Origin of the sequence: Bdellovibrio bacteriovorus (assembly GCF_001592745.1) — a bacterium.
Taxonomy (GTDB): Bacteria; Bdellovibrionota; Bdellovibrionia; order Bdellovibrionales; family Bdellovibrionaceae; genus Bdellovibrio; species Bdellovibrio bacteriovorus_B.
The window spans coordinates 1,717,973-1,737,431 of sequence record NZ_LUKD01000001.1 but is presented as its reverse complement, the minus strand read 5'-3'; the positions used below and the strand labels follow the sequence as shown (position 1 = coordinate 1,737,431).

The following is a 19,459-nucleotide window of genomic DNA, read 5'->3' as shown; positions in this document are numbered from 1 at the left end:
GTCTAAATTGTGACAGGTCTATTATGAATCCCCTCTATATCTCAGAGGGAAATTCGCCCCTTTTCTTACGAGTTGAAGAAATTATCGACAGGACCAAATAGCCCTTGAATTACAAATAAACCGAATGTAACTATCATGGTTACATTCTCTTGTCCGCTCTAGACCTAAGGAATTACCCTCTTGAAAAACGAAAAGCGCAGCTCTCTCTCATTGATTCTGATTCTTGGTGCCCTTACGGCATTAAGCCCTTTTTCCATCGACATGTATCTTCCCGCGTTTCCTAAGATGGCCGAATTCTTTTCGACGAACGTATCCGCAATGTCGCTATCATTATCAAGTTACTTTATTGGTTTAGCCGTGGGGCAACTTCTTTACGGTCCTTTGCTAGATCGCTTCGGCAGAAAAAAACCTTTGTACATGGGACTCTTGATTTACATCTTTGCGACGATCGGATGTTTCATGTCGAAGTCGATGGAGTCCTTCGTATTTTTCCGCTTCGTCCAAGCCTTCGGAGGTTGTGCTGCAAATGTGGCGGCCATGGCGATGGTGCGCGACTTCTTTTCTCCGAAAGAAAGTTCAAAGATTTTTTCTTTGCTGGTGTTAATCCTTGGAGTCTCGCCGTTGCTTGCACCGACGACAGGTGGATTTCTATCTGTCGCGTTTGGCTGGCAGTCGATCTTTATTGCCTTGGCCGTTCTTAGTATCGCTCTATTCCTTGTGACGGTGTTTCTGCTTCCGGAAGGACGGGCCGCTGACACCTCACACTCTTTGCATCCTGGACAAATTCTTCTAAATTATATTTCCATTATTAGGGATCCCCAGTTTTTCACTTATGCCGTTGCGGGTTCAGTCGCCTTCGCCGGGCTTTTCGTTTATTTGGCCGCTTCTCCGACAATCTTCATGGAGGTTTTTAAAGTCAGCGAACAAGCTTACGGATGGGTCTTCGGATTTTTAGCGGTGGGATTTATCGGTGCGAGCCAATTCAATATTCCTCTTTCACGCGTTTATTCGAATGAAAAAATTCTTTTTTCTGCCCTTTCATTTTTGGCAGTCATGGGTTTTCTTTTCCCGATTGGAGCCGGAAATGGTTGGTTGGGACTCGCCTCGACGATCACGATGCTGTTTCTTTATCTTTCGTCAGTGGGGCTTGCCAACCCGAATGCGGCGGCACTTGCGCTAGCGCCGTTTAGTAAAAATGCGGGCAGTGCTGCGGCCCTCTTGGGATTTTTGCAAATGACGGTAGGCTCTTTGGCATCCGTTTTTGTTGGAGTCTTTAAGGCTCAGGAACTTTTTCCGATTTCTTTGATATTTGCAGGCACGGCTTTCCTTTCACTGCTTATTTTCGTCTTAGGCAGTCGACGCATTATCAGCAAGGTCGAGGTCACTGATGATCCCGGCTTTGTGACACATTAAAAGAATTCGCCTTTCTATTTTTTTTGCGCTAACTTGGGGACTATGTACTTTGAGTCCAGAATCCCCATCATCTTACAGCTCGGTTTTCGTGAAGAGGCATTGCCTTTATTAAAGGCTTATATTGACCTTTTATGGTCTTCCAACGAAGAGCTGAACTTAATCAGCCGTAAAATGACTTTTGAAGAGCTGATCGACAATCACATCATCGATTGCCTTCTTCCTTTGAAGTACTTTCCTGCAAATTTAAAAGCGGCCGCTGACTTTGGATCTGGCGGTGGGCTTCCGGCTGTTATCTACGCGATCCAGTTTCCACAGATGCGCTATCACCTTTACGAAAAAAGTCCGAAGAAGCAGGAATTTTTGGCCAAGTGCAAAAGTATCGCTCCAAATCTAGAAATCCACGGAGAAATCCCCAAAGACTTAGCCGCCATCGAAATGGTGACAGCTCGTGGCTTTAAACCCATCGACGTAATCCTCGATGTCAGCCGCACTTATTTCAACAAGCAAGGAAGATACTTTTTGCTTAAGGCCCGCCGTGAAAAGATTGACGAAGAAATGGCTTTAGCACTGAAAAAATTTAAAAATGCCAAAGCCACGATCACGCCTTTAACCTCGCCGGTTTTGGAAGTCGAAAGAAACTTAGTTCAACTTTAGCTCGGCCTTAAGGATTCAATTTCATCCACTTCTTTTGAGGCGGAAGAGAGAACCTCACAGCCCTCAGCTGTAACAACCACATCATCTTCGATTCGCACGCCAATTCCGCAATAGGCGGAACTTCTTTCACGGAAGTACAGACCTGGCTCGACTGTAAAGCTCATGCCCTCTGTCAGCTTTACAGCATTTCCTGACTCATCAACATAAGCAGAAGGATCATGAACATCCATGCCTATCCAATGTGAAGTGCTGTGTGGCATCAGTTGGGTGATGTCACCTTTAATTCCTTCTTTATTAAGACCTTCAACTAAATACTGCTGAGCTGTCTCATGAAGGGAACTTAAAGTTTCTCCAGCGCGAACTTTTTTGAGGACCTCTTTTTGCGCGTTAAGCACAATCTGGTAGATAGTCCTTTGTTCTTTGCTAAAAGATTTTTCAATTGGCAATACGCGTGTGATGTCTGCGCAATAACCCTGAAATTCCCCGGCAGCATCGATCAGCACGGCTTCCCCCGCTCGTAAGATTCGTTCTGTCGCGCGAGCATGCAACGTCGTTCCCCGCTCGCCACTTCCAACGATGGTTTCATATGCGGTCCAGTGCATTCCTTGTTTCATAAATTCAGACTCTAGAAAAGCCGCTACGTCCTTTTCCGTAAGTCCCGCAAGACGTGTTTTAAATAGCTCTTGATAGACGGCAGAGCTTTTTTGCGCCGCCGTTCGCATCAACCGAATCTCGTCTTGATCTTTGGTGTGGCGAAGCGCTCCCACTAAAGTTCTGGAATCGCATAGTGCCAATGGAATATTCGTATAACGAGATCGACGTCGATTCTGAAATGAAACCTGCTCTAGCAAAAGACGGTCTAACAACTCGCTTCTGCCGATAGGAAATGCCAGGCGGTCGTAATTGCCTAAATGATCTTGCAGAATGTTTTGCAACTGGCTTATTGAAGCAAATTCAATTCCACGAAGTTTTTCACGGTCTTCCTCCATCAATGTATTTACGTCTTCCCACAGGGCCACCTCTTGACTGATGTGATCAGAAAGAAAATAAGATTTCTGGCCAGCGACAACCAGATACGCTTCAGAGACTTCGACTCCGCAAAGATATAAAAAGTCAGACGCGGCTTTGAACCTGTATGCCACCGAATGCGATCGCATACGAAGGTCCCCGGATGGAATGACAAACAGAGTTCGAGAAAACTTATTTCCTAAATTTTGACGGCGGTAAGAATACTTTAATGACTTTTCCATATCTAAGAGTATCGACTTAAGATACTTTTATCTAAATATTCTTCTTAAAAGTTCCCGATTTGGGTACTATTAAGAAGACATCAGGAGACTTATGGAGCACTCTCGATATTTGGAAACGATTAAAAAAGTCCTTCGCACCCGTGAAGTGACCTACAGCGAACTTGCCGCGCATTTGAAAATGACCGAATCAGGCGTAAAGAAAATGCTCAACGCGAAAGACATTTCCTTCCGGCGCATCCTGCAAATTTGTGATGCTTTAGGGATTTTACCTGGACAGCTTTTCTCTTTGTCGGAAAAGAGTTTTATAGCGGAAGTCACTTTATCAAAGCAGCAGGAAGAGGCTTTATTGAAACAACGGTCCTTGCTAGCTGTCTATTGGCGTCTTACTGTCGAAGGCCGCGACTTAAGTGAAATTGAAGGACTTCAAAAGCTCTCTAAGACCGAACTAAAAAAAATATTGGATAAGCTTGTTAACTTGGAACTTCTCTCGTTAAAGCGCGGGACCTACACTCCCCGACATGTTGGAAAGTTCAAATGGAATGAAGAAACAAAGCTCGTCAAAATTTTAAATCAAGAATGGTCTGAACTGACGTTGCAAAGAGCTTTAGAAAAGAAGAAAGGAGCTTTACATCGTCTGGTCAGCATGAAGCTTTCGGAAGAGTCCTACGCCCGATTGCAACAGGGGTTAACCAAGGTGCTTGATGAAGCCGTGCAAAATTCTGAAAATGAAGAGCTGACACTTTCAAAAAAACAAATGCACAACTTTACGGCGCTTGTCGCGACGGTGGCCCAAGGAGTCTTAGACACCTAGTTTTTAACAACAAGAACAATTTTACCCGTGTGAGCCGAAGACTCCATAAGTTCATGCGCCTCACGCGCTTCATTTAAAGAGAAGGTTTTAAAAATCACGGGCTTTAATTTTCCCGCATTCAGTAAAGGCCACACATTTTTTTCTAAAGCCTGTGCAATACGGGTTTTTTCTTCGACGGAGCGCGCACGTAACGTGGACCCCGTGATAGTCAGACGTTTCATCATAACCTTGCGAAGATCAATTTCTGCTTTCGTGCCGTGCAAAGTTGCGATTTGCACTAAACGTCCCAGATAGGCCAAAGCCTCTACGTTGCGAATAAAATAGTCGCCACCGACCATGTCTAAAATAACGTCAACGCCTTTTTCTTGAGTCTCTTGTTTAATCACCTTCACAAAATCTTCGTTCTTATAGAGAATGACGTGCTTGGCACCTATATCACGCAAAGCCTTTACGGACTCTTTCTTTCCTGCCGTAGTAAAAACCTCGGCCCCGAATTCTCGCGCCAATTGAATTGCTGTAGTGCCAATGCCACCCGATCCCCCGTGAATTAAAATACGTTCACCCTTTTTTAGATGTCCACTTTCAAAGACATTCGTCCACACGGTAAAGAAAGTTTCTGGTAAAGCGGCTGCTTGAATCATGTCTAAGGAATGAGGAACAGGAAGACACTGTCCTTCTGGCGCGGCCACATATTCGGCATAACCGCCGCCTGAAATTAATGCGCAGACTTTGTCGCCAATTTTCCAGCGCGAAACTTTTTCTCCGCAGGCTACAACTGTGCCCGCGACTTCCAATCCTAAAATATCTGATGCGCCAGGAGGCGGAGGATAACTTCCTTGGCGTTGTGCACAGTCAGGTCGATTCACACCCGCTGCGGCGACTTCAATCAAAACTTCATAAGGATGAACTTGAGGCTGAGGTCTTTCAGCCATCTGAAGTACTTCGGGTCCACCAGGAGCCGTCATATCGATTACGCGCATATTCAACCTCCCCAGAAATTCGGGTGCACAGAAACTTACGTCAATTCTAGGCCAATGGCCAGAGATACCTCGTTAAGTCCTTCCATGTCTTGGCGATAAGTAAAATATGAACCGCAAGGTCCTTTTCGTCATCCTTCTTCTGACATCATTTGCACAAGCTCAAGAAAGCTCTGTGTACACGTGTCGCTTTGAGAATGATCCGCACGGATTTTCTTCAGTGAGAATGAAAAAGTATTTTGATGAACACGAAAATATGGAGTTGGGAAAGGTCGACCTAATTCAAAATTTTATAGTCGTCGAGAGCACACCCACCAAAGTGTATCAAATCCCGCTGTTAGATAATCAAAGCTACGTACAGCTTTGGAATTCAGCAAATTTAAGAGTCGACGCGCAACTGCTTTACTCTCAGGGCAACAAAGAGTTTCGCGCCAACTACGTGAAGAATTCTGAAAAACAAAAATTAATCTGCGTGGAACTGCGCAATTAAAGATCCCAACGGCCTTCGGCTTCCGGCTGAAATTCCACTCGACGTACCGAAAGTTTTTTTACCAAACCATTGGGCATTTTCCAGTCGATGGATTGGCCTTCGGTCAATCCCAATAGCGCCATACCTACCGGGGCCAAAATAGAAATACGCCCCTCTTCAAGCTTTGCATCTTGAGGATAAACCAGTGTCATTTCGCTTTCTTGACCTGTGGCTTCGTCTAAAAATTTAACGCGCGAATTCATCGTCACAACATTGCGAGGAATTTCTGTCTGCGCAATAACATGCGCACGCCCAAGTTCTTCTTCTAAAGCTTCGGCCCAAGGACCCTCCACCTGCGATAGCAAAGCCATCAAACGGTGATGATCTTGATCAGTGATAAATATGCGAGGTTGTGTGCTCATGCTTCCTCCTAAAAAAGGTAAGAGTTTATTAGAAAATTGATTTTTAAAAATGAGAGCGGAATAAAAAAGGGACTAAGAGGCCATCAGCAGAAATTTTCTGCTGCAACAAAATCTAAGAATGAGATTTTTGAAAGAAAGGCGCATGGGAGCATTATACGCCAATTATTTTATTTAACAAGGTCCTGAACGTTCTTCCCAATATCTAAAAGAATCTGACGAACATGATCGTAGTCCTTATCCGTACAATCTTTAAAATCTGTGAGATGATAAAGATTTTTCAACGCTTTTTCCCCTTCAGGGGTGGAAGAAAAGCTTTTCATCGCATCAACTATCTTATTTCGTAGCTCTACTGGGAAATCCTTTCGAAAAACCACGGGATCACTAGGAACAGAGCCCGTTTTTTCCAAGATGCGCACTTTTTCATAAACATCAGGAAACTGTGATATCACCAGGCGTCGTGCATCTTGCGGCACGCCGTCTTCAGCCGGCGTGTGATAGGTAGCACCCGCGTCGACGCGGCCCTGATAGACCATGGTTACAACGCTGTCATGTTTGCCGGCGAAAACGATTTCACCTAATTGAACCTTTGCGTCTTTAAGCAGTTTGGCTGGTAAAACATAACCCGAAGTGGACGCCGGATCGACGAACGCGAATTTTTTTCCATTTAAGTCGGCAAGCGAACGGATTCTGGGATTCTTCGTGATGATTTGCCCCCAATATTCAGAGCGTCCCCGGTTGACCCCCATCAAAAAGGCTTCTGCTTTGTATTTTTGGTGCGCCAATATGTACCCAAAAGGATTCATGATCGCGACATCAACACGTTGGGATCCTAATGCTTCAACTACGGCGATAAAATTCACCGGCACATGCATCTTAACGTAAATGCCAGTCTGTTGTTGAATCCAGCGTTCTAAAAGTTTCCCATTTTCTGAGAGAACAACGGCGTCCTGACCCGGAACAAGAGCAAACTGCACAGGATGATCTTTGGAGCCCAGTTCTTCATGCGCAGTGCAAGAAAGTAAGAGCAAAGAGACGGCAAGGACGAAGATATTCTTCAACACAAATGTTCTCCGTGAGGAATTTCTACTGAAGTTACTCTCGTTATTAAATGTATGCAATAAACACTAATCTAAACTAAAATGCATTGTAAAGCAGAGTTCATTTCGGGATAAGGAGTGCATGGAAATGTCTAAAGTAACTGTCGAAATTGATGCCGATCTACAGGATCTCATCCCACAGTTTGTCGAGAATCGTAAAAAAGATATCGAGACACTCGAACAGCTGGTGGAAAAGAATGATCTTGTGACGATCGCTCAGCTTGCACATAAAATTAAGGGTGCAGCTGCGGGCTATGGTTTCAACGAACTGAGCGAGCTAGCTGCGCAGATGGAAAAATCTGCAAAAGCCAACGATAGCACTCCGCTTAAAGACCTTGTTAAAAGAATGAGAATTCATTTCCTAAACATCGAAATTCGCTACGTCACGATGTAGGATTCATGACTCACAGAACGCGCCTTTTTCTTTTCACGACTGCTCTCGTTCTGGGTACTTTACTCATCGCGGGCAGCATCGGATACCGAGTGGGCGCCGCCGCCTTAATGCAATCTAGCATTGATAAGTTGGTTCAAGCTCGCGTAGCTAAGACAAAAGAACTCACCCAAGACTTCCAGCATCTTAATAACGTGTTACTGACGATGGCAGAAACTCGTCGCATTCAGAAATTTCTACTAAATTCGCCGTCAGATCAGGAAGAAATCCGCCAATATCTACAAAGATCAGGAAGCGAAAGTGGATGGCGCCCCTTAATAGCACGGCAATATCAGTCTCCGCAGACTGAAGATATACTGCGTTCACTTTCGCAAATGACTCCTACTAGCATCTTTCTTCAAGCGCAGTTTCTTCAAGAAGCTCTACATGAAAATAAAAATTCGCGTGAAATCGTTGAGCCTTCTCAAGCACCCAAACTTTCATATTTTAAGAATCACGCCGTCATTCATAACTTCATCCTTAATCAGATGGAGAGAAATCACTTAAGTGACATTCTCCTTATCGATAACCTTGGCAATATCGTATACACTGCTAATAAAAGATTGAACTTTGGAGCGAATTTATTAACTGGCAGCTTCGCTAATACACGCCTGGCGCAAGTATTTAAGTGGTCCACAGAAGCAGCCAATGCAACGACAAAGTTTTTTGATTTCTCGCCTTTGGCTCATTTCTGGCCCGAGAATGTCGCCTTTCTGGCGGCACCCATTTACTCCGCAGGCTCCAACAAACATCTTGGCGTCTTGGTATTTCAAATTCCCGTGCAAAGAATTGACGAAATTCTTTCCAACAATCGTGATTGGAAATCTTTGGGATTAGGAAGCTCCGGCGAAATGGTCGCTTTCGGGCCAGAAGGTCTTATGCGAAATACATCTCGGTTTTTTTTTGAGAATCCCAACCGACTTATTGATGACCTCCAAAAGCGTCATCCTTCGACAAATGAGGGAGAGTTGATACTTCGTTCTCAATCGACAGCCATGATCGTTGGTTTGTCCCAGACTCAGCTCAAAGAATATTTGGAGATGTCGGAACTTGTCGATGAGTCGGAAGATTATGCTGGTCACCGTACTTTGCAATCCGTGGGAAAAGTCATTCTTCCTGGCGAAACCACATGGATTCTAATCGCCAAAATGGGATTGCAAGATGCCGTGGCGCCGTTAAAAAATCACCTCGGCGCTCTATTCTTGGGCTTACTTTTAATCATTGTGATTTCTTTTGCCGCCGCCTACTGGGTTTCTCTAAATCTTTTCCATCCACTCAAAAAACTTTCTCATGCTCTTCACCGCCTGCGTTCTCATTCGTTCGAGAAACTCAGTGTTCCGCGAAAAGGTGAATTCAAGGGAGTCTTTGAATCCTTCAACGAAGTTTCTGAACATTATAATGACATCAAATCTCAAAAAGATTTTCTAGAGAATGTTTTTTACTCACTTCATGAAACGTTCTTTATCCTTGAATACTCCGCCCCTATTGAAACGGTGCCTTCACAACTCACTATTCAAGCATCCAACCCCGCTGCCGCCGAAATTTTGTGTGTTCCCTCTGCCTCTCTTAGAGGGACCGATTTAAGAAATTGGATTGATATGGATTATTCAGTGCTTGATGAAAAAATCAAAAACAGCACTGAAGACACCGAAATTACTATTGAAGGTACCTTAAAGCAAACTTCTGGCAAAGAAACTCCCATTGAAATTTCCTGGTCGCGCATCAAGGGCAACGTCAGCGAAAAAATTCTTCTGATCGCGGCAGGAAGGGATATAAGTTGGAAAAAGGAAATCGCGAAAGAGCTTAAACTTAAAGAAGATCTATTAAAAGAATCACAATCTCTTTCCAAAACAGGCTCTTTCCGTTGGGAAATAAAGACCGGCTCATGCATCTGGTCCGAAGAAGAATATAGCCTCCTTGGATTCGAAGCAGATAAAGTCAATCCAACTTACAATCTGTTCCGTTCCATGATTATCCCTGAGGATCTTTCGCTATTCGACAATGCCCTGAAAAACTCGCACGAAAGCATGCAACCATTTGATGTGGATTTGCGAGTTAAAAAGAATGGCACGAACGAAATGATTTGGGTGCGATGTCGCGGCCGTACGGAATATGATGAATACGGAAACCCAGTGTATGTGTATGGAACTACCCAAGACATCACCGAGCTTCGCCGCGTAGAGCAGTCTTTGATTGCTGCGAAAAATGAAGCCCTAAAATCTTCTCAGGCTAAATCGGAATTCCTGGCTCATATGAGTCACGAAATTCGCACTCCAATGAATGCGATAATGGGTATGGCCGATCTACTTCAAGAAACGAAGCTTGATGACGATCAAAAGTACTACGTCAAAATTTTCGTGAAGGCTGGCGAAGTTTTGATGGCGCTTATCAATGACATCCTGGACCTTTCTAAAATTGAAGCCGGCGAAGTTTCTATCGAAAATATCCCCTTTGATTTGAATAAGCTCATGATCGACGTAGAAGACATGATGAAACCAAGAGCCTTAGAGAAAGCCTTGAGCTACTCTTTCGAGATCTCTCCAGGGATATCTCCGTACGTCATGGGTGATCCGAACAAGCTTCGACAGGTTTTGATCAATCTGGTTGGAAACTCGTTGAAATTCACTCAGCACGGCCACATTCGAGTTTCCGTGGCAAAGAATCCTTCTAAAAAGGACACAGTCCTTTTTAGCATCAGCGATTCCGGTGTAGGTATCCCGTCTTCTAAGCAACACTTAATATTCCAGAAGTTCACCCAAGCTGACAGCTCAGTGACGCGTAAATACGGCGGAACCGGATTGGGATTGGCTATTTCCAAAAGCTTGATCGAACTTATGGGCGGTAAAATTTGGTTTAAGAGTCGGGAAGGCAGCGGAACAACTTTTTTCTTTACAGTCCCGTATCGCGAGCAAGTTTATAATCCTGTGACCCAAAAGCCTCTGCCGCTTCAAGGTAAAGAACTCGATTTTACCACTCCGAAGCAGCGCGACCCCAATAAAAAAATTAAGATCCTGGTTGCCGACGACACAGAAGACAACCGCACTCTTTTTACGCACTATCTTAAAAACGGGCCCTATGAAATTATTGAAGCTGAGAATGGACTTGAGGCTATAGATAAGATAAAGTCAGGTCAGTTTGATATTGTCTTTATGGACGTGCAAATGCCCGAGCTAGATGGTTATGCGGCCACGGATGAAATCCGCAAATGGGAAAACGAGAATCAAAAAACTCACACCCCTATCATTGCCCTCACTGCGCATGCACTTTCTGAAGACAGACAGAAGTCTTTAAGAGCGGGCTGCGATGATCACATTGCTAAACCGTTTAAAAAAGACACGTTGGTCGGTGTGATTAACAAATATTCTCTGTAAGGAGATTTCTCATGGGCACTGAAGAAAAAAGCCGTCTATTGATCGTTGAAGACGACTCCGATATCCGTGAGTTATTAAAACACTTTCTTAAAGAGTTTGTAGACGAAATCGTCGAAGCTGAAAATGGCGCAGCCGCCCTTGAGCACGTGAAAACTCAAGAGTTCGACACTATTCTTTCTGATATCGAAATGCCCCAGATGAATGGGCTTAAGTTTTTAGCTTACGTGCGTTCATTAGGTCAGATGACTCCATTTGTAGTGTTAACTGCGCACGGCGATCACTCTCGCGCCCTTGAAGCTCTTTCTCTTGGAGCTTTTGACTTCATCACTAAAGATTCAAAAAGAAAATTAGTGATTGAAAGTGTGTGTGCCGCTTTAAAATTCGGCCGTGAAATGAAATCCTCTAAAAACGATCCTGTTCGATCAAATCACTTGCGCAAAGTTTATGCGGATATGTCTAAATCATCCGAAATGCGCTTAAGAAAAATCATCGAAGAAATGTCATCTTAGGAGTCCCCACATGGTAAAAATGGAAGCCCATTATCAAGGCGAAAAACATTGTGAACTGACGCATGTTCCTTCTGGAGCCCGCATCGGCACAGACGCCCCGAAAGATAATAATGGGAAAGGGGAACTCTTCTCCCCAACAGATCTTTTAGGCGCAGCGACTGGATCTTGCATGCTCACCGTAATGGCGATTGCCGCAGAAAAAGACGGTGTTGAGCTGAAAGGTTCACGCGTCACCGTAGAAAAAGAAATGGCTTTGAACCCTCGTCGCGTGGCCAAGTTGCACATTGTTTTACATCTTCCACAAAGTGTTCCGCACGATTATCGCAAGAAATTAGAAGACATCGCTTTGAATTGCCCCGTTAAGCTGAGCTTGCACCCGGATCTGCAAACTCCCATTTTATTCCACTACGACATGTAATTTACTTCACTAGAACTTGCACTTTTTGCGCAAGCTTCTGGTTTTGATAAAGTTCAAAAGTGTGACGTCCGGCTTCGGGCGTCCACAATACTGACTTACTTCCAGCGACCTTTTTGCCGTTGATTCTCCACTGCAATCTTTCGGGATGTGGCCCCTCTGCCAATAAGGGCATTTTCTGATGAGCTATCGGAATTGCCGGGTCCAAGGCCATAATCATCCCATCTTGAGGATATACAATGCGAGCTTGAGGATATTTTTCAGGTGCGATCACCGTAGTGCTTGCCAAAGCAGAGCCTTCAGAAATTTTTGGTGACGGATAGTTTGTCTCTAAAAACGCTATCACTTTTTTCCAAATCGGTGCGGCCCCGGTAACCCCCATCACATTCCACATGGGTTCACCTGAAAAGTTTCCGACCCAAACACCGACCGTGAAACGAGAATTAAATCCGATGCACCAATTGTCTCGCATGTCTTTACTCGTTCCCGTCTTAACCGAAGCCCCTTGAGTTGAAAGCGCAGAATCTAATCCGAATCCCAAGGCGCGGTTTTCATTCTGCGCCAGAATGAAAGACACTTCCTGAGCTGTTTTTGTTTTAAAAACCTGTCGTGCTTCCGGTTCGGGATCATTAGAGGTAAAGCGCAAATCAGTGTATATGCCGTTGTTGGCCAAAGTGCGGTAAGCTTGCGTCAGATCTTCAAGTGTCACGTCGGCGACACCTAATGCCAACGCAGGTCCATAGTGTTCAGGCTCTTTGAGATTTTTAAACCCCAAAGATTGAAGACGAGTCCAAAAGCTTTCGTCATTCAGAAGTTTGAAAACTTTCACCGCAGGAACATTTAAAGAAGAGGCCAACGCTGTTTTAACCTGCACCCAGCCATAGAACTGCTTATCATGATTTTGCGGTTTATAAATGCCTCTCTCAAAAACGATGTCGACCGCTGAATCCTCGATCCATGAATGGGGCGTTAAAATATTATTTTCAAAGGCCGTGGCATAAAGGAAAGGTTTCAATGTAGATCCTGCCTGACGATAGGCACGAACACCGTCGACATATCTCTTATCTGAAATGCCACTTCCACCTACGTAAGCCCAAACATTACCGGTGGCATTTTCGATCACCAGAACGGCGGCATCATTCACGTTCTGTTCTTGTAAATTCAGAATCTGCGACTTGACCATTTCTTGAGTGTAGGTTTGAACATCAAGGTGGACGGTGGATTTAACTTCGCCACTAGTAAAGCGTGGACTCAATCTTTGCGCTAAGTGCAAAGCCAAATTTTGCTGTGATGGCTCTAAAGTTTTTTTCGAAAGCTCCGCAATAAAGCCGGGAAACTCAGAACACAATGAGGGCTCTTGCCAGCAGGCGCGATTTTTCCAATCTTTCACGCTGGCATTGGGTGCCCGGACTAACACGGCCAACGCGACCGCTTCTTTCAGAGTCAATCCAGTAGGTGATTTGTCGAACAAAGACCACGAAGACGCAGCGACACCCCGGTATTCACCGCGAAGAGGAATCAGATTAAGGTAAGCTTCGAGTATTTCTTTTTTGGACCAGAATCGTTCCAGTTGGTAGGCCGCTATTATTTGCCGAAGCTTGCCTGTCATTCCCGAATACTTCACGCGCTCTGGAGTGATCAGCTTTAAAAGCTGCATGGTGATTGTGCTTCCTCCGCGGGAAGAACCCTTAAATAATCTTTGATACACACTTGCCATCAGTGACGAGAATGAAACCCCTGAGTGTTCATGGAAAAATCGGTCTTCCGATTTCAAAATTTCGGAAGTTAAAACCGGCGAAACATCGGCCAGTGCAGTCCACTGAAAACTTCGATTGTCTTTGTTTTTACGCCACTGATGTAAAAGTTTTCCCTCATGGCTAAGAATGTACAAATCCGAGCTTTGATATTGCGCTTTAACCTGATCGTACGAACGCAATACGGGAAGAGAATTATAAAAATAGATTCCACTTCCCAAAGTGAGCAAAGCTGTTGAAAGAGCCCCTGCGGTTAAAAACTTTTTCGTCACTCTTGAACCACCCACTGGCTTTCTGGAAGCTCGGCAAAGATATCAGGACTGTACATCGCTTCAACTCGGCTTGCAGGAAGCTTATACGTGCCTGCCTGGTTAAAACGAATTGTGTATTCTAAGTTCTCTTCACCGTTAAACCACGCTTGATAGAATCGAACCAGCTCTTCTTTTCTTTCAACGGCTGTAGCCCAAGAACTTTGTAAAAGACTGCTGCTTGCTGGGATGGGATCTTCAATAACCACCCAAGTTTGAGGTGCCGAGGCTTTTACTTTGAGCTGGATCTTTGCTACGTCCCCGACGCTCCATACACCTTTTTTCTTTTGTTCCACAGGTGTCACAGTTTTTTCCACATTAAATCCTGCAAAAAGAGGTTTCGTGACCGGGGTGGAAACTTTGGCAGAAACCGTAATCCAGGGCTTGCCCTCACCTTTTTGCTGCCACTGAACCTCGGATTCTTTTTTATTCCAGGGAAGAACCAAGACGCCGGCACTTCCTTTATTCCAATCATAAGAAGTTTTCTTACCTTCTAATTCTGCTTCGAAAACCCCCTGAACTTTTTCTTTTGAGTAAGCCGCTTGAATTTTGCGCATGACTAAACTTCCCCAAGCGTTGTCTGTGGTTAACATCCAAGCACCATGGGTTTGGCGGGCCAAAACACCTTGATAAAGGCGAGGGGTATCACTTTTCCATTTTTCGGAAGTTAAAGTGGCAAGAATCAAGCGCAGGATCGAGCTTTCTGAATCCCGCATCAACCAAGACATAGATTCACGATTTTCTTCTTTCAATTGAAGCCTTTTCGCCGAAAAGTTGAAACGACTGCGCAAAAGATTTTCTAAATCCGAAATTTTCTTATCTCGTTGAGGAATGTCTTTTTCCCACAAGTGAATCTGATACCATTCGACCAGAGTATAAAGCGGCCATTGATTGGGTTGATAATCAATGCTCGTTAAAAGATCCAAATTCAATCGACGATAACGGGATAAAGATTCAAAAGCGGAAATCTTTTTCAAAGTCTCATCACTGCGGCTGAAACCTTCATCCTCTTTCAGACGTCCTTCCGCATAGGCAGACAACGCATCTAAAAGGCGGCCTTCAGTCTCTTCTCCCAAGCTGAATCCTGATTCGTGTGCGATGTTTAATACATATGATGTCAGAATCACACTTCCGCGAGCGTGCGAAGTTGGGAAGTATTTTAGAAGACCTTCCGCTGATAGATAAGTCGGCAGTTGAGAAGATAACTTCGACCACAGTTTTTTGTCGTTGGTCGAAACCGCGCGAGAAATCTGCTGCTCTAAGCAATTATAGTCATAGTTTTTCCAGAAATCCTTAATACCTTCGAAAGAACCGCCCAGAGTTGCGCTTGTCTCGATGACAATCGAACTTTTTTCAAGTTCCGCATCCGCAGGCTGCTTCAAGGAAAGTTTTGTAAATTCCGGCCAAGCACCCCACTCACTTTGGTAAATTCTTGGCTCACGCAAACTAAGAATTTTTTGTATCTTTTTAACTTCGTCTAAAACCTTACCTTGAGTATTCCGTGCCGTCATCACGTACTCTAGAGTTCCAATCGAAGGAACTTTTATTTTCCACTGCACTTCTTTTGATTCACCTGCCGCCAGTTTCAATTTCTGAGACGAAAAAGACTCTGTTAGCGGAAGAACTTTTAAGCTTAACTGCAAATCTTGAGTTTGGGCCGAGGCATTTCTCACTGTGAACCCCGCTAAGAATTGATCTCCTTCACGGACCACTGTCGACAAGCCCGGCATGATGATAAGATCTTGAGAAGATTGAATTGACGTAAAGCCCGTTCCAAATTGATCTTGGCCTTGTAATGCGATAGCCACGATCCTAAAGCTAGTCGTTGAATCATTAAGAGGAACCTCCACCTTCGCTTCACCTTGAGCATTTAGAGTGAGGGACGGATTCCAATAAAGAAGTGTATCGAAGAGCTCTCGTCTTAAAGCTCCGCCGCCGTCACCGCCGATAGGTAATGCCTTCAAACCGAAATGACGTTTGCCGATCACAAAAGTTTGAGATGTGGCTGTTTGCAAAGTATGAGCACGCATCTTCATCATCGCTTTCAATAAGTCCCAAGAATTATTGTCGCGAAGTTCAAGCAGACCTTCATCCACGGCAACTAAAGCCACTTCGCCTTGCGCTGCAGGTTTTCCATTGGCGTCTTTTACCTGGACACGCACCTGGGCTTTATCGCGGGCCTTATAGGATTTGCGATCCGTAGTAACATCGACTTTTAAAGAATAATCCTTCCAGCCTACTTTGATATTAGTCATCCCTAACTTGAACGCCGGCTTTCCTAAATCAACTAGCGCCGTGGGTTTGGGATCATTCAAACGTCCACGAATGGCAAAAGCAGAAACCACCACATTGGGTGCGTAATCCTTTTTTATAGGAAGACGAATCACTGGGTTTTCTCCTTTAACCTCCACAATCTCAGAGTAAAGAACTGAGTCACGTTCTACGGTCACCAGAACCTTCGCCGTCGGGAATGGAGTTCGCAACTGAAACTCAGCCGTTTCACCAGGCTCGTAAGTCTTTTTAAACGGAATCAGATCTGCACGATCGTTGTCGTTTGAGCCAAACCATTGAGTTTCACCTGGAGCCACGATCCATTGATTTACATTTGCCAGCGCTTCTTTGCCATTGGCATCTTTGGTCGATACAACGGCTAAAACCGAGCCCGTAACTTTGGTTTTACCTGCACAGCTATAAATGCCTTTGTCATTTGTTTCACCACGACAAAGTTCGCCAATCTTTTTAAATTCTCTAAAATCTTCATAAGCGTAAAATCCACCCACCAAGCGCTTTCGATGTGAATAGTATTGGCTTGTGTAAAGGTCGACTTGAACTTTCTGCTTTTTTAATGGTCTTTGCTGTAAATCCAATGCAACAACATCGAACTCTACGAGATTCGGGGTCGCCCACCACGACTTCGCTTTAATCCCCAGAATCACTGACGATGGCCACATCCCGAAAGAACGAATGGCCGTCTGAATTTCGCCGTTGGGGTCCTTAAACTCCACTTCAGTACGAAGGCGTTGAGGTCCGCCTCCATATTTCAAATTTTTAACATGGACTTCAGTGCTTCCTTGCGGATTGAGTTTAAAATCAATGACGCCACTTTGCGGAATATGCCGTGCACCTTCATCTTCTCCACTACGGAAAAGACCTTCTTTAACCGAGCCATTGGCGAAAGAAAAATCTTGGAAGTCATCATCTTCCGGCAAGAAGGTGTCGGGCTCAACACTCCAACGCATCTTCATGGGAAGACCCGCAGCGGGACCACCGGAAAAATAAGTTCCACTGACCTGAACAGGGACCTGTGATTCTAAAACATAATTTGGCTGCGAGCTTGATAGACGAACCTGTAAGAGTGGCACGCGAAAACTCTCGACAGAAAATTCACCTACAGACATTGAGATTAACGGTGTCTCTTTTTCTGCTATCATTGTCCAACGGCCCATTTTTACCGCCGCAGGAATGCTCCATTTTACCAAGGCGGTCCCATTCTTTTTATTCCATTTCAAAGGAACCTTGAAAGATTGCAGACCTGAATCATGTGAAAGAACCAAAGTCGTTGGCCACTCTTTTTCCATCGGCATTGATAAACCGGACTGATTTGGTTTTCTAATAACGATTTTCGAGGACAGTGTTTCTTCGGGTTTAAACAAGGTGCGATCCAAGATGGCATGGGCGATCAAAGGTGATGAAGAACTGTTATATCCAAGCTGAAAACGCCAAGACTCAATACCTCGATCCCAAGATGAATGCGTGAAAGAAAAGTCATCGCCTTTTTCAGCGACCGCAAAAAAACCGTCGTTATAGTAAGAATCGTATTTCGGATTGGTCGGAAAAGATTTTTTAAATTTAAAGTAAGCAAGCCCCTTCGAATCTGTTTTACTTTCAGCCACGACATTACCGTAAATATCGAATATTCGCACTGTGGTCTGAGGCACAACTTGAGTATTTTTAAGCTCTGTGACCCACACCCAGGCCTCATCCCCTGAATGTTTAATATGTGTCGCTAGATTAGTTACCAAGGCTGCCGTTCTTACGAAGAACGGGGCCTTTTTGTCCAAAAGGCTTTGGCCTAAAAGGGCACTTTGCATTTCAACGACATAAAAGCCTTTTTTCTTCAGCGGGATCCCGACAACTTCCATGTCAGAGGCCTTCAGAGGTTTCTGAACTTGGACTTTTTCGACGGCGGCTTTACCTGCTAGAACCAATGAGGTTTCGCCCGTGGGCTCCTTTTGAATTTTATTAAGGTTTGCAATCACCTCTTTGAACTGGAGTGCAGATAGCTGCCCTGTCCACCCTAAAAATTTTGTCTGAAGACTTTTTTCAACCCGACGTAACGTCACTGGCAACATCGCTTGTTCTGCTTCAATAACTCCAAAATCGGAAGCAAATTTTAATAGCGAAGGATCTTCCCCAGTTTTTATCGTCAAAGGGAACTGCGACTTATTGGTCAGCGATCTTCCATCTTCATCTTTGATATCCGCAGGAATCACTAATTGAAATTGAGAGTTTTGTGGGAACGGACCTTTGAAATTTAAATATCCTACGCGCTCTTTTTCTGCGGTACCTTCAAGACTCGATGCGAATATTTTCTTCTTTTCTTTAGTCTCAATATAAATTCTTTTAGCATCTGCCACCGCAATCGAAGCGTTGAATGTCACGCTCATACCCAAAAGAGGAATACATGGTTTCCCTGGGGCTTCTCTTTCACAAGAAAATTGAGCTTTAAAAGCCTCCGACACAGTAAATTCAAATGTCTCTTCTTCAGGTGACGAATATCCCGCCAGTGACTGAATACCTTTACCCCAGATAAAGCTGACTTTTGCTCCAGCTGGAAAACTGCGTGGGGCCTTTACCACGATGAATTCACCTTTAAAGCTGTCTTTTTCATATTTGTATTCGTCTTCTGCAGAAGCTTTAATTTTTTTTGCTTCACTTTCAGAAACGATCTCAGCAGGAATGCGATCCCCCAGGCCTTCAACAACGAAGTACGCTCCGGAAGAAACGCTTTCTTTTTTCACAGGCGCATCTAACACCACGACGAAATTTTGCTCAGGATCGATATTCCGATACACGCGCGGAAAAATTTCTGTCACGTGAGGACCGCCGGTATTGAACTGAAAACTTTGTCCTGCCACTTCGATTGCACACGCGCTTCCACCTGGAAGAGGTTTTTTAAAATCGAAAACCCAGTTTTTGGTATCGATCCATCGGCCCTGACCATCCTTAAAGCATTCGCTGCGGGCGGGAGCATCAAGTTTGATTTCTCCAAAGCGCACCATAGGTTGCTTGAATTCTATTCGTACCTGATCAACAGACTTTACAAAACCTTGGGGGGTCACGGTTTTGATCTGAATTTTTTCTTGAGCATAAGAAGACGAAATGAGTGAAGTCAGAATCAGGAAGAACATAAAAACTCCTATCGTCTAAGCTTCCTTGGGTGGACTAAGCACTGTCACTCGATGATGCCCTCGGTTATATCGGACCTAGACTCTCGTATTGAAACACCTAGAGGTTTTATCTATGCCTGCATTAGCAAATATCTATTGGAGACGGCTTTTATGCTTGTGAGATAATTA

At 44.4% G+C, this 19,459-nt stretch carries 14 protein-coding genes; 8 read left to right on the top strand and 6 right to left on the bottom strand.

Going from position 1 to position 19,459, the window contains the following annotated elements; all coding sequences use genetic code 11:
- Positions 1–180: 180 nt before the first annotated feature.
- The gene (locus AZI87_RS08380) at positions 181–1,413 is read left to right on the top strand and encodes a multidrug effflux MFS transporter (RefSeq protein ID WP_063206113.1); all 1,233 of its coding nucleotides are present in this window, start codon (positions 181–183) and stop codon (positions 1,411–1,413) included.
- A 42-nt stretch (positions 1,414–1,455) separates the two neighbouring features.
- A complete protein-coding gene (locus AZI87_RS08375; protein WP_063206112.1) occupies positions 1,456–2,067 on the top strand; it encodes a 16S rRNA (guanine(527)-N(7))-methyltransferase RsmG in 612 nt (203 codons plus the stop codon).
- Here the strand turns inward: AZI87_RS08375 and AZI87_RS08370 are convergent.
- A complete protein-coding gene (locus tag AZI87_RS08370; RefSeq protein WP_063206111.1) occupies positions 2,064–3,317 on the bottom strand; it encodes an aminopeptidase P N-terminal domain-containing protein in 1,254 nt (417 codons plus the stop codon). The genes AZI87_RS08375 and AZI87_RS08370 overlap by 4 nt on opposite strands.
- A 91-nt stretch (positions 3,318–3,408) precedes the next feature.
- Here AZI87_RS08370 and AZI87_RS08365 point away from each other — a divergent pair, with 91 nt between their 5' ends.
- A complete protein-coding gene (locus tag AZI87_RS08365) occupies positions 3,409–4,128 on the top strand; it encodes a helix-turn-helix domain-containing protein (RefSeq protein ID WP_063206110.1) in 720 nt (239 codons plus the stop codon).
- Here AZI87_RS08365 and AZI87_RS08360 read toward each other — a convergent pair.
- Positions 4,125–5,108, bottom strand: coding sequence for an NAD(P)H-quinone oxidoreductase (locus tag AZI87_RS08360; RefSeq protein ID WP_063206109.1), 984 nt, complete (start codon positions 5,106–5,108; stop codon positions 4,125–4,127). The genes AZI87_RS08365 and AZI87_RS08360 overlap by 4 nt on opposite strands.
- 106 nt (positions 5,109–5,214) lie before the next feature.
- On the opposite strand from AZI87_RS08360, the gene AZI87_RS08355 reads away from it, so the two are divergent.
- Positions 5,215–5,595, top strand: coding sequence for a hypothetical protein (locus AZI87_RS08355; protein ID WP_063206108.1), 381 nt, complete (start codon positions 5,215–5,217; stop codon positions 5,593–5,595).
- Here the strand turns inward: AZI87_RS08355 and rnk are convergent.
- Together rnk and AZI87_RS08345 are read right to left on the bottom strand one after the other, a co-directional pair.
- Entirely contained in the window at positions 5,592–5,996 is a 405-nt protein-coding gene (gene rnk / locus AZI87_RS08350; protein ID WP_063206107.1) for a nucleoside diphosphate kinase regulator, read from the bottom strand. The genes AZI87_RS08355 and rnk overlap by 4 nt on opposite strands.
- A gap of 167 nt (positions 5,997–6,163) precedes the next feature.
- Positions 6,164–7,057 carry a phosphate/phosphite/phosphonate ABC transporter substrate-binding protein gene (locus AZI87_RS08345; protein ID WP_172795505.1) on the bottom strand — a complete coding sequence of 298 codons (894 nt, stop codon included), beginning with the start codon at positions 7,055–7,057 and terminating at the stop codon, positions 6,164–6,166.
- A 124-nt stretch (positions 7,058–7,181) separates the two neighbouring features.
- Here AZI87_RS08345 and AZI87_RS08340 point away from each other — a divergent pair, with 124 nt between their 5' ends.
- From AZI87_RS08340 to AZI87_RS08325, 4 genes are read left to right on the top strand one after another with little or no spacing between them, the layout of a single operon-like run.
- Positions 7,182–7,487: an Hpt domain-containing protein gene (locus AZI87_RS08340; RefSeq protein WP_253696561.1), complete on the top strand. Its 306-nt coding sequence runs from the start codon at positions 7,182–7,184 to the stop codon at positions 7,485–7,487.
- A 5-nt stretch (positions 7,488–7,492) separates the two neighbouring features.
- Complete coding sequence (locus AZI87_RS08335; protein ID WP_063206105.1) at positions 7,493–10,894, top strand: ATP-binding protein; 3,402 nt, start codon at positions 7,493–7,495, stop codon at positions 10,892–10,894.
- Positions 10,895–10,905: 11 nt separating this feature from the next.
- Entirely contained in the window at positions 10,906–11,403 is a 498-nt protein-coding gene (locus tag AZI87_RS08330; RefSeq protein ID WP_063206104.1) for a response regulator, read from the top strand.
- 10 nt (positions 11,404–11,413) lie between these two features.
- Positions 11,414–11,821 carry an OsmC family protein gene (locus AZI87_RS08325; protein ID WP_063206103.1) on the top strand — a complete coding sequence of 136 codons (408 nt, stop codon included), beginning with the start codon at positions 11,414–11,416 and terminating at the stop codon, positions 11,819–11,821.
- 1 nt (position 11,822) lies between these two features.
- Here AZI87_RS08325 and pbpC read toward each other — a convergent pair whose 3' ends face one another.
- Positions 11,823–13,844, bottom strand: a complete 2,022-nt coding sequence (gene pbpC / locus AZI87_RS08320) for a penicillin-binding protein 1C (protein WP_063206622.1) — start codon at positions 13,842–13,844, stop codon at positions 11,823–11,825.
- A complete protein-coding gene (locus AZI87_RS08315; protein ID WP_063206102.1) occupies positions 13,841–19,291 on the bottom strand; it encodes an alpha-2-macroglobulin family protein in 5,451 nt (1,816 codons plus the stop codon). The genes pbpC and AZI87_RS08315 overlap by 4 nt, the downstream gene beginning before the upstream one ends.
- Between the last annotated feature and the right edge of the window lie 168 nt (positions 19,292–19,459).